The sequence below is a fragment of the Bifidobacterium sp. ESL0732 genome (assembly GCF_029395535.1).
GTDB lineage: Bacteria > Actinomycetota > Actinomycetes > Actinomycetales > Bifidobacteriaceae > Bifidobacterium.
Genome location: NZ_CP113920.1, coordinates 1153787 through 1167886, shown reverse-complemented (window position 1 = coordinate 1167886; position 14100 = coordinate 1153787). Strand labels below are relative to the sequence as shown.

The 14100-nt window shown below is 54.4% G+C and carries 12 protein-coding genes; 2 read left to right on the top strand and 10 right to left on the bottom strand.

Annotation, left to right across the window (positions count from 1 at the left end):
* Positions 1–76 precede the first annotated feature (76 nt).
* Complete coding sequence (gene dnaJ, locus OZX70_RS04470) at positions 77–1222, bottom strand: molecular chaperone DnaJ (protein ID WP_277182030.1); 1146 nt, start codon at positions 1220–1222, stop codon at positions 77–79.
* Between the two features lie 82 nt (positions 1223–1304).
* Positions 1305–2390 carry a heat-inducible transcriptional repressor HrcA gene (gene hrcA, locus OZX70_RS04465; RefSeq protein ID WP_277182029.1) on the bottom strand — a complete coding sequence of 362 codons (1086 nt, stop codon included), beginning with the start codon at positions 2388–2390 and terminating at the stop codon, positions 1305–1307.
* A 298-nt stretch (positions 2391–2688) separates the two neighbouring features.
* Between hrcA and tkt the strand changes: the two genes are divergently transcribed.
* The gene (gene tkt, locus OZX70_RS04460; RefSeq protein WP_277182028.1) at positions 2689–4788 is read left to right on the top strand and encodes a transketolase; all 2100 of its coding nucleotides are present in this window, start codon (positions 2689–2691) and stop codon (positions 4786–4788) included.
* A 129-nt stretch (positions 4789–4917) separates the two neighbouring features.
* On the top strand, positions 4918–6021 hold the full coding sequence (gene tal / locus OZX70_RS04455; RefSeq protein ID WP_277182027.1) for a transaldolase: 1104 nt from the start codon (positions 4918–4920) through the stop codon (positions 6019–6021).
* A 92-nt stretch (positions 6022–6113) separates the two neighbouring features.
* Here tal and OZX70_RS04450 read toward each other — a convergent pair whose 3' ends face one another.
* The 8 genes from OZX70_RS04450 to OZX70_RS04415 all read right to left on the bottom strand — a co-directional run bounded on the left by OZX70_RS04450 (position 6114) and on the right by OZX70_RS04415 (position 14087).
* Positions 6114–6911 carry an alpha/beta fold hydrolase gene (locus OZX70_RS04450; protein WP_277182025.1) on the bottom strand — a complete coding sequence of 266 codons (798 nt, stop codon included), beginning with the start codon at positions 6909–6911 and terminating at the stop codon, positions 6114–6116.
* Positions 6912–7111: 200 nt separating this feature from the next.
* Complete coding sequence (locus OZX70_RS04445) at positions 7112–7951, bottom strand: HAD hydrolase family protein (protein ID WP_277182024.1); 840 nt, start codon at positions 7949–7951, stop codon at positions 7112–7114.
* Between the two features lie 113 nt (positions 7952–8064).
* Positions 8065–8316 carry a preprotein translocase subunit SecG gene (gene secG / locus OZX70_RS04440; protein WP_277159235.1) on the bottom strand — a complete coding sequence of 84 codons (252 nt, stop codon included), beginning with the start codon at positions 8314–8316 and terminating at the stop codon, positions 8065–8067.
* A 98-nt stretch (positions 8317–8414) separates the two neighbouring features.
* Positions 8415–9218 (bottom strand): triose-phosphate isomerase, encoded by an 804-nt coding sequence (gene tpiA, locus OZX70_RS04435; RefSeq protein ID WP_277182023.1) that lies wholly within the window; start codon positions 9216–9218, stop codon positions 8415–8417.
* 201 nt (positions 9219–9419) lie between these two features.
* Positions 9420–10625, bottom strand: coding sequence for a phosphoglycerate kinase (locus tag OZX70_RS04430; RefSeq protein ID WP_277182022.1), 1206 nt, complete (start codon positions 10623–10625; stop codon positions 9420–9422).
* Positions 10626–10924: 299 nt separating this feature from the next.
* On the bottom strand, positions 10925–11878 hold the full coding sequence (gene whiA / locus OZX70_RS04425; protein ID WP_277182020.1) for a DNA-binding protein WhiA: 954 nt from the start codon (positions 11876–11878) through the stop codon (positions 10925–10927).
* Positions 11879–12081: 203 nt separating this feature from the next.
* Positions 12082–13077 (bottom strand): RNase adapter RapZ, encoded by a 996-nt coding sequence (gene rapZ / locus OZX70_RS04420; RefSeq protein WP_277182105.1) that lies wholly within the window; start codon positions 13075–13077, stop codon positions 12082–12084.
* Entirely contained in the window at positions 13077–14087 is a 1011-nt protein-coding gene (locus tag OZX70_RS04415; RefSeq protein WP_277182019.1) for a shikimate dehydrogenase, read from the bottom strand. Before OZX70_RS04415 ends, rapZ begins: the two co-directional genes overlap by 1 nt.
* Between the last annotated feature and the right edge of the window lie 13 nt (positions 14088–14100).

Here is a 14100-nt window from a genome sequence, read left to right as displayed (position 1 = left end):
GACTCTGGGTGAAGGTACTTTTAAAACCTGTTCTCAAACCGCGTACAGAACGCTTCCACAGGTTTTACATCAAACTTTAGTGCAAGGCGTCTTTGATCTTGTCGAAGAAGCCTTTCCTGTTTGTAGCCGGCCTTGAACTTTGGCTCACGTTGGTGGCATCTGCATCATGGCTCTGGGCGAACTGTTCCATCAGCTTGCGTTCCCCGTCATTGAGCTTTGTGGGAATGTGCACACTGAAATGGGCGATGAGGTCACCACGTTCTTCCGGCTTGCGTATCTTGGCGACACCGATGCCCTTGATCGACACCGTCTCCTCAGGCTGGCAGCCTTGCGGGACAGTGATGGTCTGTTTGCCGTCGAAAGTATCAATCTGCATGTCGTGCCCGAGTACGGCCCAGCTCATAGGAATCTGAATCCAGCAATGGAGATCGTCACCTTCGCGAGTGAATTGCTTATCGGCCTTGATACGAATATCAATGTAAAGGTCACCCGCAGCACCGCCTCCTTCGCCGACCTCGCCCTGATTGGCGAGACGCAGGCGAGTGTTGTCTTCGATACCGGCAGGAATGCTGACGCCAACCTCGCGAGAAGTGCGAATGCGGCCGTGGCCTTGGCAAGTCGGGCACGGATGCTCAATGATGGTGCCGTGGCCTTCGCAACGCTCGCACTGTACTGTGGTCATCATCTGGCCGAGCATCGTACGACGGACCTGCTGTTTTGACCCCTGCCCGTTGCAATCTGGGCAGGTTACCGGCTTTTCGCCGTTCGCGGTACCTTGTCCACCACATTTCGGGCACAGCCCAAACGTGTTGATTTTGACATGTGCGGTGCCGCCGAATACCGCCGTTTTAAGATTGATGGAAGTGCTGGAGAGCGCGTCACGGCCAGGCTGTGTACGAGGAATCGGCCCCTGCCCGCCGCCGCCGAAGGCGTTGCCGAAGAACTGACCGAAAATGTCTCCCATATCGCCGAAACCTGCTGAAGCGAATCCCGAACCTGCGTTCGGATCGTTGGGATCAATGCCGGAATCATACATACGGCGCTTGTCGGGATCAGAAAGCACCTCGTAGGCGTTGTTGACTTCCTTGAACTTGTCCTCGAACTGGGGGCCGGCGATGTCCGGATGATATTTACGGCTCATCTTCCGGTAAGCCTTTTTTATTTCCTCGTCGCTTGCGCTGCGTTCTATACCCAAAACTTCGTAATAATCTGTCTCTGCCACTGAAATTCCTCGAATGTATTGCTATTGCCGAATAACGTTTATGTTGCGTTCTGCCAGTTATTGTGCCATAAGCCTTGGAATACTAGGCCGCCTCGTCCCTGGCTATCAGGTCTGTCAGATATCTGGCGACGGCACGCACTGCGGTGATCGTCGTCTCATAATCCATATGGGTTGGGCCGATGGAACCGACGAAAGCAACGGGATGCGAACCTGCTTCCGGAACATCATCCTTGCCTTCGTCATTATCGGTTCTCCCCTCCGTTTCGCTGCTTCCGTACCCCGAAGAGACGACCGAGGCATGGATAAGTCCTGGTGTCCTCGTTTCAGAGCCGATGGCCACACCAACATCCTCGTTCTCCTCGCTCAAATCACTCATCAAACGCATGATGACGACCTGTTCCTCCAACGCGTCGAACAAAGGCGCGAGATCGATATGGGATTGCTTATGAGCGAGCTGTGAGGTTCCTGCCATATACATCTGCCCGGAGCCTTCGTCGTGGGCCATCGATTCCATGGTCTTAGCCAGGCTCTCCCCCAACGAACGCATCGAACTGTATTCGGAAGCTTTGGTGATGGTGCGAATGCGTCGAGCGGCCTGCACCAACGGCATATCCATGCATTGTGCGTTGACTAGTTCTGAGAACCTGTTCAACTCGACTGCATCCGGTAGCTGCCTCAGCGTAAAGGTATGTTGGGCCACCGAACCTGAATCGGTGATGATGACGGCCAACATCGTAACCGCGTTCAACGGGACGATCTCGATATGACGAAGTTTTGACTTTGAAAGTGCCGGGGAAGATACCACCGCAACCTGACCGGTGATATTGGCCAGAAGGCGCGCAGCTCTCTGCAGAGTGTCCGACAGGCTTACGGAACCTGACAAGAACGTAGTGATCCCTCTGCGTTGCGCCTCCGAAAGGGGAACGACAGAGGCCAGACGGTCGACGAAATAGCGGTAGCCGCGTTCGGTCGGAATACGACCAGCCGAGGTATGCGGCTGAATCAGATACCCTTCTTCTTCCAATACCGACATGTCATTGCGAATGGTTGCCGAACTTACCCCCAAGTCGTGCGCCCGCGTCAAAGCCGTCGATCCCACCGGCTCCTGCGAACGAATATAATCCTCGACCACGGCCCTCAGCACCAGCATGCGTCTTGACTGTGTCATCGGTCCTCCTTCCATGGTCATTTCGATACTCAAAGTGATGCTCAATTATTCATAAGTATATCAAAGTATTAGCACTCTTGGCCAGAGAGTGCTAATACTTCCACTCTCAGAAAATTCGACCAGATTGGAAGGGTTTGTTTACGTGAACGCTAACATAACAAAACATACCAAAGATGTTCAAAACCTTACTTTTCGTCGGCTCTTAAAGTTAGCATGAAAGAGCAATGTGAGGGTGCTCTGCAGCGCGGAATAGGCCGCGTTTGCGGCATCCAGAATATTGGAAGGAAAGTATACACCTATGACCGATTTCACTTGGTCGGATTTGGATGAGCGCGCCGTCAAGATGGCGAAGGTGCTCTCCGCGGACGCGGTTGAACGGGCTGGCAGCGGCCACCCAGGCTCCCCCATTTCCCTGGCTCCAATCGCCTATACACTTTATCAGCATTACATCAAGCACGATCCGAACGACCCCCACTGGGACGGTCGCGATCGCTTCATCCTCTCCGGCGGACACGCTTCGCTGACGCAGTACGTTCAGCTTTACTTCTCCGGTTATGGCTTGACCATCGACGATCTCAAGTATTTCCGTGGTGGCGCCGATACGCGCACTCCAGGCCATCCTGAAGTCGGCCTGACCCCCGGACTCGAAATGACCACCGGCCCACTCGGCCAAGGTCTTGCTTCGGCTGTCGGTTTTTCCTACGGCCAGCGTTTCGAACGCGGCCTGCTCGACCCGAATGCCCCCGCAGGAACCTCGCCCTTCGACCACAAGGTCTGGGTTATCTGCGGCGAAGGCGATGTCGAGGAAGGTGTTTCCTCGGAAGCTTCTTCACTCGCCGGCAACGAACGTCTCGGCAATCTCACCGTCATCTTCGATGCCAACCACATCCAGATCGAAGGCGACACCAAGCTCACCTTCTCCGAGGATATCCTCAAGCGTTATGAGGCCTACGGCTGGTACACCGACGAAGTCAGCTTCGTCCAGCCTGACGGTTCCTACAAGGAAGACACCGCAGCCCTCGCCGCTGCGCTCGACAAGGCCGAAAAGGTCACCGACCGCCCGAAGTTCATCAAGGTAGACACCCTGATGGCCTGGCCGACCCCCGGCAAGACCAACGACGAATCCGCGCATGGCTCCAAGCTCGGCCCGGAAGCCGTCGCCGGCCTCAAGAAGGTTCTCGGCTTTGACCCAGATGTTGACTTCCCCGTCGACGAAGAGGCTCTCGCCCACGCTCGTAAGGTTGCCGACCGTGGACTGGAAGCTCACAAGGAATGGGACGAGAAGCTCGCCGCCTGGCGCAAGGCCAACCCCGAGCAGTCCAAGCTTTATGACCGCATCAAGGCACACAAACTGCCCGAAGGCTTCGACGAGGCCATCGACGAACTCGAAAAGAGCTTCGCCGCCGGCGACAAGAACGCCACCCGTAAGTCCTCCGGCCAGGTCATCAACGCCATCGCCAAGGTCATGCCCGAACTGTGGGGCGGCTCTGCCGATCTCGCAGGCTCGAACAAGACCGACATCGACGGCGCAGAGACCTTCGGCCCCAAGGCCGATGAGACCCGCACCTGGCCAGAAGCCAGCAAGTATGGCCGTCAGCTGCACTTCGGCGTACGCGAGTTCGCTATGGGCGCCATCACCAACGGCATCCTGCTTGGCAGCGACACCCGTCCGTTCGGGGGCACTTTCTTCCAGTTCTCGGATTACGAGCGTCCAGCCGTGCGTCTCGCCGCGCTGATGAAGATTCCGAACCTCTATGTCTGGACCCACGATTCCGTGGCTCTTGGCGAAGACGGCCCGACCCACCAGCCGATCGAGCACCTCGCTGCCTTCCGCGCCATGCCTGACATGGAAGTCGTGCGTCCTGCCGACGAGTACGAAACCGCCGAGGCTTACCGCTACTTCTTCGAAAAGAAGAACACCCTGCCGACCGCGATGATCCTCACCCGTCAGGGTGTGCCGACTCTCCCCGAAACCGCCGAAAAGGCGCGTGACGGGGTGCGCAAGGGCGCTTACATCCTCGTCGACACAGACGGTGAGCCCGATGTCATCATCATGGCCACTGGTTCCGAAGTCCAGTGGGCCGTCGAAGGTGCCAAGACCCTCGCCGACAAGGGTGTGAAGGCCCGTGTGGTCTCCATGCCGTCCATGGAATGGTTCGAGGAACAGGACGACGACTATAAGGAAGCCGTGCTTCCGAAGTCCGTTAAGGCCCGCGTCTCCATCGAGGCCGGCGTCGCCCAGCCTTGGTACAAGTACCTCGGCACCTACGGCAAGCCGATCTCCATCGAGCGTTTCGGACTGCAGGGCGACGGTGCACAGAACATGATCGACCTCGGCATCACTGCCGAGCACGTGGTCGAAGCAGCCGAAGCCTCCATCGAAGAGGCTCGTGCCTGAGGTCAGACCTCAACTATATATAAGCGATGCGGTTATTTGCCAGTCTCACGAAACTGTGATAATCGCGAATGATTGCATCGCTTGAAATAACAAAACTTTCCAATACCAATATTGGAATAAGGAGAAAATATGACAGAAGCAACACAGCGCACTAGCGATTCCGGCGTCTCGATCTGGCTCGATGACCTTGATCGCACCCGCATCACCTCCGGCAATCTGCAGGAACTCATCAAGGATAAGAACGTCGTCGGTGTGACCACCAACCCGTCCATCTTCCAGAAGGCTTTGGCTCAGGTCGGCCCGTACGACGAACAGCTCAAGGAACTCGGCAAGATCAACGTCGAGGATGCCGTGCGCGCGCTGACCACCACCGATGTGCGTAACGCCACCGATATCTTCCGCGAAGTCGCTGAGAAGACCGATTACGTTGATGGCCGCGTGTCCATCGAGGTCGATCCTCGCCTGGCTCACGACACCGAGAACACCGAGAAGCAGGCTGAGCTGCTGTGGAAGATGGTCGATCGGCCGAACGCACTGATCAAGATTCCGGCAACCCTCGAAGGTCTGCCGGCCATCACCGCCACGCTCGCCAAGGGCATCTCCGTCAACGTGACGCTGATCTTCTCTCTCGAGCGCTATAACCAGGTCATGGATGCCTTCATTGCCGGCATGGAACAAGCCGCCAAGAACGGTCACGATCTGAGCAAGATGGCTTCCGTCGGCTCGTTCTTCGTATCTCGCGTCGACACCGCCGTGGACAAGCTGCTCGAAGCCAACGGTTCGCCTGAGGCCAAGGCTCTGGAAGGCAAGGCCGCTGTGGCCAATGCCCGCCTCGCCTACAAGATGTGGCAAGACAAGTTCGCCAACGATCCTCGCTGGCCTGCGCTGGCAGCCAAGGGCGCCAAGGCGCAGCGTCCGTTGTGGGCCTCCACCGGCACCAAGAACGCCGCATACTCCGACTGCAAGTATGTTGACGAGCTTGTCGCTCCTGACGTTGTCAACACCATGCCGGAAAAGACGCTCAACGCCCTCGCCGATCACGGTGACGGCAAGCCCAGCATCGAAGGCACCTATGAGGAGAGCCAAGCCGTAATGGACAAGCTCGCCGCTCTCGGCATCAACATCAAGGATGTCACCGATCAGCTCGAAGCCGACGGCGTTGCCAAGTTCATCGCCTCCTGGGATTCGGTCCTCGCCGACACCCAGGCTGGTATCGACCGCGTCAACGGCTGAGGCTAATTCCCTTAACCGGGAGTCGTAATAAATGGAGCTTACGGATATATTTCTTATCCGTGAGCTCCATTTATATTAAATAAACTAATAAGTTATGAATTCAAAAGCTTGGTGGACCACTCAGCGAGGAGGGTCTTGACAGCTTCCGGTTGATCGATGTGGATGTTGTGACCGGCTGGATCTATGACCTTATAAACGGCGTTTGGATAGTGCGGTAGTAGAGCCTTTTGGTCAACGTAGCCGACCACCTGGTCCTCTTTGCCGGTGACGATGAGCGTAGGGCCGGTGTAGGTTCCCAAACGCTGTTCTGGGTCGCCATTGAGCCAGTAGCGCTGGCCCAGCTTAGTGTTGGCATCTCGATTGCAGAGCTTGGTTCCAGGTAGGATATAACGCTGGTAACGCCGCCAGGCGTCGAAGGACTGGTTGACACCCATAGTGACGAAATCGATGACCTTGTCCTGCGGAAGATTGTGGGTCAAGTCGGGATTGGCATTACTAATGACATGCTCGGCCAAATGACGATGCGAAATCACGGGATCGACAACAGTAGCAATCAAGGAAATGCCCGCGACACGTCTTGGTTCACGGGAAAGAGTGTCCCGAACCAACGCGCCACCCATAGAATTGCCAAGCATCGCAAAACGTTGGTTGCCAACTAACACATTGACTGTATCTGTGAACCACTCGGCGAGTTCCGGCAATCCCCCGATGCCCGGTAACGCTGGAGTCTGTCCATAACCCGGCAAATCCATATAAATCCGTTGCGTGCCTTCGGAAAATGCGTCATCAAGCATCATCAGAGAACGATGATCCACGCCCATGCCATGGGCGATGATAATAGGCAGCCCTTCCCCTTTGACAACCGTATATGCTTCAGGCTGCACAGCCATATAACTACTCCCCTTTTACCTACCATTATGTTCAGCAACACTATGGTCTTATCAATCAGTACAGGCATTTTGAATCGTTAGGATATCACTACCAAATTTTTCGTTTCATTCGTTTGCCGAACTAGCACATTCTATTACCTATTTTATCCGTTTCCGATATTTCGCCGAAAGGCATTCATTAACGAATCAGCCAAAACGACTTACAAATGCTTTTCAATCCACTGGGCTACACCGTCATCGTTATTTGACGGGCAGACTTCATCTGCGATGGCCTTGACTTCCAGCTTTGCATTGGCTACTGCCACACCACGACCTGCGTGTTGCAATAGATCCATATCAATCAGGTCATCGCCGAATGCGATGGTATCCGAAAGCGATATGCCAAAGTGCTGGCAGGCCAAGTTCATTGCGTTGCGTTTCGTAGCTTCGGGATTCATCAGCAGCCAAAGAACATCTTCTGAGATTAGCAGAGCCATGTCATCCGGAACCAACGACCTGACCTTTTCACGCTGATCTTCCGTTGGGAACATCATAATCTTTTGTGCCATACCTGATGGCATATCGCTGAAGTCTGTCAGTTGATATTCTTGAGCCGGCCAAACATCCGTCAAATCAAAATTTGTATAGCGAATGTCATTGAATTCGATGCCGATCCTAAGACTCGGAATGTGCTCTAGAAATTCGTGACAAACCTCAATGCAACGCTCAACAGGAACACCGAACCGCAAAATATTGCTATTCCCGGTACTCTGGTCATCACTCAGTTCTTTCAAAGAAGAATGCTCGCAATCCAAATCGACAACACCACCATTATGGTATGCACACGCCGAAGCGCCAATACGTTGGACCAACTCAAAGGCGGTCATTGGCGGCCTGGCCGTCGCCACCATGGCCACATTACCTGCTTTCCGAGCCGCTGCGAAGGCTTTCTCGCTACGTTCAGAAAGCCAGCGGCCCCTGTATTCGTCACCACACAGCGCAGTCAAGTCCAAGTCAACCACGAGCAGCTTGCCACCGCTTGACAGGTCGGTATTCGTCATATTCGTTTTCCCGTTACTACTGTCGAATCGTTTTTAAATACATAACATCGTAAAATACAAAAATGCGTTTCATGAAACCTACCATGAAACGCATATCTAAAACTTCTAAATAATCACTTAATCAAGTTGAACTTCGTCATCAGTCCCAAGGCGATGATGATAGCAACCCAGAGGAGAGCGATGATAATCGTCCAACGGTTCAGGTTCTTTTCTGCCACTCCGGAGGTACCTGCGTTCTGGGTGAGACCACCGCCGAACATATCGGAAAGGCCGCCGCCCTTGCCCTTGTGCATGAGAATCAGCAACGTCAACAGAATGCTGAAGATAACAAGGATGATTTGCAGAACCAGCTTGACGATTGCCATTGTCGACACAGTTGAACCTCCAGTTCGAAACACTAGTTAATAAGTATACCTCAAAGTACGGAAAACGTTCCATTCATTGCCGATAATGCTTCGTTAATTCAACGGGAAGAAGTCACGGTTTTCAGCGTGAGCCTGCAGATCTTGGCAAGTTCGTCCGCGTCGAGCGAAGCACCGCCGATAAGGAATCCGTCGACATCGGGCTGGCTGATGAGCTCTACTGCGTTCTTAGAAGTGACAGAACCTCCATAAAGAATACGAACCATGTCGGAGACTTTGGACCCGAAGGTCTCATGGAGATTGCTACGAATGGCTTTGGCTGCGTCCTGAGCGCTTTCTGGGGTAGCCACGAGGCCCGTGCCGATGGCCCAGACAGGTTCATAGGCAATAATCAGTTTGGCTGCTTCTTCGTCGGAAAGGTCACGGGTGACATCGTGGACCTGGCCTACTGCGAAATCAAGCTCGATGCCCTTGCGACGTTCTTCCATGCTTTCACCGACGCAGAGAATGGGCTGCATGCCGGCCGTCAACACGGCACGAACCTGATCGACGATGTTGGCATCGTCTTCGGGATGGTATTTGCGGCGTTCCGAATGGCCGACGATGACATATTTGCATCCGAGCTGGGCCAGCATATCGGCGTTGACGTCACCGGTAAACGCCCCTTGGTTGGTCACCGAAACGGTCTGCGCACCATAGTTGATCTTGAGTTTGTCGGCTTCGACCAAAACCTGAACGCTGCGAATCGAAGTGAACGTCGGCATCAATGCGACTTCGACACGTTTGTAGTCGAAATGGGCGTCGCGCAGGAGCCACGCAAGTTTTTGCACGAAATACGTGGCTTCGAGATGATCGAAATTCATCTTCCAATTGCCAGCCACCAATGGAATACGTGCAGAGGACATTGCTTTCCTTCCCAACCACGGAATTACGGTTTATCTGCTCAAGCCGCCGCAACGATTCCCCTAATGAGAGTTACGGCAACCCTTTTTGCAAAAAGAATGCGGACATACCAAACGGCATGTCCGCAAACATTCCTGTTAGTAGTGTAGCGCATCTCGGCTACTCACCTTTGAAGTGCCACACCACCAACGGTTTTGAATCGATTACTCAAGCACCTTGAGTCCAGGAAGGGTCTTGCCTTCGAGGAACTCGAGGGAAGCGCCGCCACCGGTGGAGATGTGAGAGAAGCCATCCTCCGGGAAGCCGAGGTTACGCACCGCGGAAGCGGAATCGCCGCCACCGACGATGGTGAAAGCCCCCTTGGCCGTGGCGTCGACCATACCTTGGGCGACAGCCTTCGTACCGGCTTGGAACTGCTCGACCTCAAACACGCCTGCGGGGCCGTTCCAGACTACCGTCTTGGAGTCGACAATCTTGTCGTGGAAGAGCTTCTGGGTCTTCGGGCCGATATCGAGGCCCATCATGTCGGAAGGAATCTTGTCGGCATCGACAACCTGCGGATTGACCGGGGTGTTGCCGTCAGGGAAGCCCTTGTTGACCACAACGTCGACGGGGAGAATGAGCTCCACGCCGTTCTTCTTGGCCTCATCCATGTAACCCTTGACAGTCTCGATCTGATCGGACTCGAGCAGGGAGGTACCGACCTCGTAGCCCTTGGCTGCGAGGAACGTGTAGGCCATGCCGCCGCCGATCAGCAGACGATCGGCCTTCTTCAAGAGGTTCTCGATAACGCCGAGCTTGTCGGAGACCTTCGAGCCGCCGAGCACGACGGTGAACGGACGCTCCGGGTTCTCAGTGGCGCGGGACAGCGCCTTGACTTCCTTCTCGATGAGCTTGCCGGCTGCACTCGGCAGATCGGCGGCCACATCGTAGTCCGAGCCCTGTGCGCGGTGCACAACGCCGAAGCCGTCGGAAACGAAGACGTCGCCCAAAGCGGCGATCTTCTTGGCATAGCCGGCACGCACAGCATCGTCCTTACTGGTCTCTTCGGGGTTGTAACGAACGTTCTGCAGCAGCACAACGTCGCCGTCCTTCATGGCGGCGACCTTGGCCTGTGCGTCCGGGCCGTAGGTGTCGTTGGCCAGCGTCACGTCGACGCCGAGCAGCTCGCCTAGGCGCTTCGCGACAGGTGCCAGCGAAAGCTCAGGAACGACCTTGCCCTTCGGACGGCCGAGGTGGGCCATCAGGATGACCTTTGCACCATCGGCACGCAGTTCCTCGATCGTGGGCAGCGCGGCGCGGATACGGCCGTCATCGGTGATGGTGGTGCCCTTCAGCGGCACATTGAAATCAGCGCGGACAAGAACCTTCTTGCCTTTCAGATCTCCTAAATCCTTGAGTGTCCTCATTGGTATCCTTTCCTTGATAACCGTTATCAGCCGAAAAATCATTTTTCCCGGCCAGGTAAGAGTACAAAGTTGTGACCTATGTCACTTGCAATGGTACCGTCCTCGCCCAACAAGAACGCCATTTTGAGCACACAATAGCCCAGAAAAAACAATTGAATTGTGAGCGCTAACATCACTTATCTTGCAAACAATTTAGTGCTATCTTCGAGCCTTAAAACAGCCAAACTTTGTAATTATTATCACTAGCTAGGCAAGAACTATCGGGGTCGAGAGCGGCTCACTGCTATTCGTCATTCGGGCTATTCTTCTTGTCGCTGCTCCTGCGCGCGCTTGATTTTGGCCGCCAACTGCAGCAAACGACGGATACGACCAGCAATAGCATCCTTCGTGATCGGAGGGTTCGACAGGCGTCCCAGCTCTTCCAGACTGGCATCCGTGTGCTGAAGCCTCAGATCGCCCGCAGCCTTAAGGTTTTCAGGGATATCATCACCAAGGATTTCGAAGGCCTGTTTGACTTTCTGAGTAGCCTCTGCAGCGGCTTTGGCGCTGCGACGCATATTCGCATCGTCGAAATTGGCGAGGCGATTAGCCTTGCCTCGAGCTTCGCCATCCGTACGTTTGCCGGTCCATTCTCGCGCCGAATGCGGGGCCCCCATCAGCATCAGCATGCGTTCGATGGAATCGGAATCACGAAGTGTAATGCGCTCAGAACTGCGGACCTTACGCGCCTGTGCAGAAATGCCAAGCCTGCGGGCCGCACCCTGCAACGCCGTCACCGTCTCGTGCGACGGGCAAATGATTTCAAGATAGCTGGATTTGCCTGGGTCGGAAATCATGCCGCGGGCGAGGAATGCACCACGCCAAGCGGCCTTCACCTGGGCGATATTGCCGCTGATCACCTCTGCCGGAAGACCTTCGACCAGATGCATACGACGATCGAGCAAGCCGGTCTGCAGGGCCAGTGCAGTCGCACCGCGTTCGACCAGCAAATCGTAACGCTGAACGATGCCATTGGGAGTCTGTCTGCTGACCTTGGTTACTTTAGCTTCGCGCTGAAAATAATGTGCGATGGTCTTGCGAAGCCATTCGGTCGCTTCAAGCGAGTCGAACTGTGCACGAATGACAGCTTTGTTGCCGACGGGACGCAGACCTCCCCCAAACCGCATCATCGTCGCAGCTTGCGCCATCTTCGCGGCCGGCAAATCCGTCTCCACGCTTGCCAGCTCACTTTTGACCTCGTTCAGAAGAGCCAAAGCCCAACCTCCTACTTCCCGTTCTTCATGTAAGTGTAATTGGAACATTAAACGGAGTTATCTCACGCAATGCCACGGCTATCTGTGATAGCGAATGACTTGGACAAGAATCCATCGTTTTACATTCACTTGCCTATTTTGTGTTTTTAATTACACAACATCGCCAATCATTGGTTGCGAATGATCGACAACCACGGCCAATCCTATCGTCGCTCATGGCGGTGCAACTCCCTCGCGGATACTGTCACGCTCAGCCCATGGGCACGGAACCGTTGCGCCAGCTCATTGCCGATGGCGACGGAACGGTGCTGCCCGCCAGTGCATCCAACAGCTATTGTGACATAATGCTTATCTTCCTGAGCGTAACCTTTGATGGCTATCATGATGGCCTTCTCATAGGCATCCAGGAATTCCTTCGCGCTTTCGTTGGAAAGGACATAATCGCTTACCGGTTTATCGTTGCCGTTGAGTTCACGAAGGCTCGGCACCCAATACGGATTGGGCAGGAATCTTACGTCAGCGACGAAATCAGCATCAAGCGGAATCCCGTATTTGAAGCCGAAACTGAAGATGTGGACGGAAACAGTTTTCGCACCGCTGCCAAGCAGAGCCTCGTACAGTTTCGTCGAAAGCTGATGGATGCTGAGGCTTGAGGTATCGATGACAGTGTCGGCCCGTTCCTTGAGGTTGGAAAGCAGTTCACGTTCCTCACGAATGCCATCAATGAGGCGATTGCCATGTTGCAGCGGATGAGGACGACGAACCGACTCGTAACGTTGCACAAGCACTTTGTCGCTGGCATCGAGGAAAAGGATGTATGTACGCACGCCCAAATCATCCAAGTGGCTTAAGACAGCGGAAAGATCATCAAAATAACTGCGGGAACGCACGTCGATGACGGCTGCGAGCTTGTGGACCTTGGAACCGGACGAGGTCATCATATCAACCAGCGGAATCAGAAGTTTCGGAGGAAGGTTGTCGACCACATACCAACCCATGTCCTCAACGCAATCTGCGGCATGGGAACGGCCGGCACCGCTCATACCGGTGATGAGCATGACTTCGAATTCCTTGGCGGGACTGGGTTTGTTGTTATCATCTTTTGATGATACTTCGTCTTTCGTATCATTGGAATTGGGTGCAGGGGCCGTCTTTTCGACCTTGTTTCCGGTGCCGTCCGGTCCTTGCGTTTCCGAAATCACAGTGCCTCCTGTAAGGCGCTTCTCATCGCCTGCTCAAAATCTGTCGTTCCTATAATATGCGCCCCTACCGTCATCAGCCTTACCTGGGCTATAGCTTGATAGAGCAACATTTCTTCGCCTCCAATGGCGGCCCCTCCGTTTTTCTGCCAAATCTGCATAAGCTTGGTCGGACGTGGGTCGTAGACCACGTCGAGAAGGGTTTTCCCCGACAAAACGTTCTCGGAACCAGTGAGGGTAGCCGCCAGTTTTTCTGCCGTCTCGTCGGCTCCATGCGCCGGTATGGTGTTGATGACGATATCGGCTTCTGTCAGATATTTGGGAGCTTGAGAAAGCAAAATTTGCGCGTATTGAAGCCTATCTTGCGTATCGGCAAGCTGCCTCATCGGGTCATTGTCATGCTGATGCCGGGCACATACTGTTACTTGAGTTACGGCACCTGTGCCGGGAACTTCGATTTCCGTAAAGGCCGCCAAAGCGGAAAGCGCTGTATTACCATTACCAAGAATGACGGCTTTTGTTCCAAGACTTTGCGGTTTTTCGGTATTCGCCTTGCTAGATATATCGGAAATAATGGCTTGCGTCGACTTTTCTGTTTGAAGCTTCTTGCACCCAGACTTCTCGCGCTCAGAAAGCTGCCAGCAATGAGAAAAGGCTTTTACGATGCCTTCGACATCGGTATTGTAAAGCTTGATATCCGGCTTTGCTGCCGCTTTCGACCAATCGAACACAGCGGTGTTGGCCACAAGAAGCTTCCGAGACCAAGTATCGGATGGAGACCCGTAAGGTTGGATTGTCCGTTTCAACGGCATGGTCAGGCTCAGCCCTGCCCAACTCGAATCCAAGCCTTGAAGAAAACTATCGAGATCGTCTTCGCCGACTTCAGCCCGCGAATAATGCCAATCGTCGAGCCCGAGAGCCTTGTAGGCCGCATTATGCAACACAGGCGAAAGCGAATGAGCTATGGGCTTGCCCAAAACAGCACAGCGATGATGTATCTCGTTGGCCATTGGTTGATGCTCC

Coding starts and splice junctions, on each gene's coding strand:
- hrcA (WP_277182029.1), bottom strand. CDS start 2,390: ATGACACAGTCAAGACGCATGCTGGTGCTGAGGGCCGTGGTCGAGGAT.
- tkt (WP_277182028.1), top strand. CDS start 2,689: ATGACCGATTTCACTTGGTCGGATTTGGATGAGCGCGCCGTCAAGATG.
- tal (WP_277182027.1), top strand. CDS start 4,918: ATGACAGAAGCAACACAGCGCACTAGCGATTCCGGCGTCTCGATCTGG.
- OZX70_RS04450 (WP_277182025.1), bottom strand. CDS start 6,911: ATGGCTGTGCAGCCTGAAGCATATACGGTTGTCAAAGGGGAAGGGCTG.
- OZX70_RS04445 (WP_277182024.1), bottom strand. CDS start 7,951: ATGACGAATACCGACCTGTCAAGCGGTGGCAAGCTGCTCGTGGTTGAC.
- secG (WP_277159235.1), bottom strand. CDS start 8,316: ATGGCAATCGTCAAGCTGGTTCTGCAAATCATCCTTGTTATCTTCAGC.
- tpiA (WP_277182023.1), bottom strand. CDS start 9,218: ATGTCCTCTGCACGTATTCCATTGGTGGCTGGCAATTGGAAGATGAAT.
- OZX70_RS04430 (WP_277182022.1), bottom strand. CDS start 10,625: ATGAGGACACTCAAGGATTTAGGAGATCTGAAAGGCAAGAAGGTTCTT.
- OZX70_RS04415 (WP_277182019.1), bottom strand. CDS start 14,087: ATGGCCAACGAGATACATCATCGCTGTGCTGTTTTGGGCAAGCCCATA.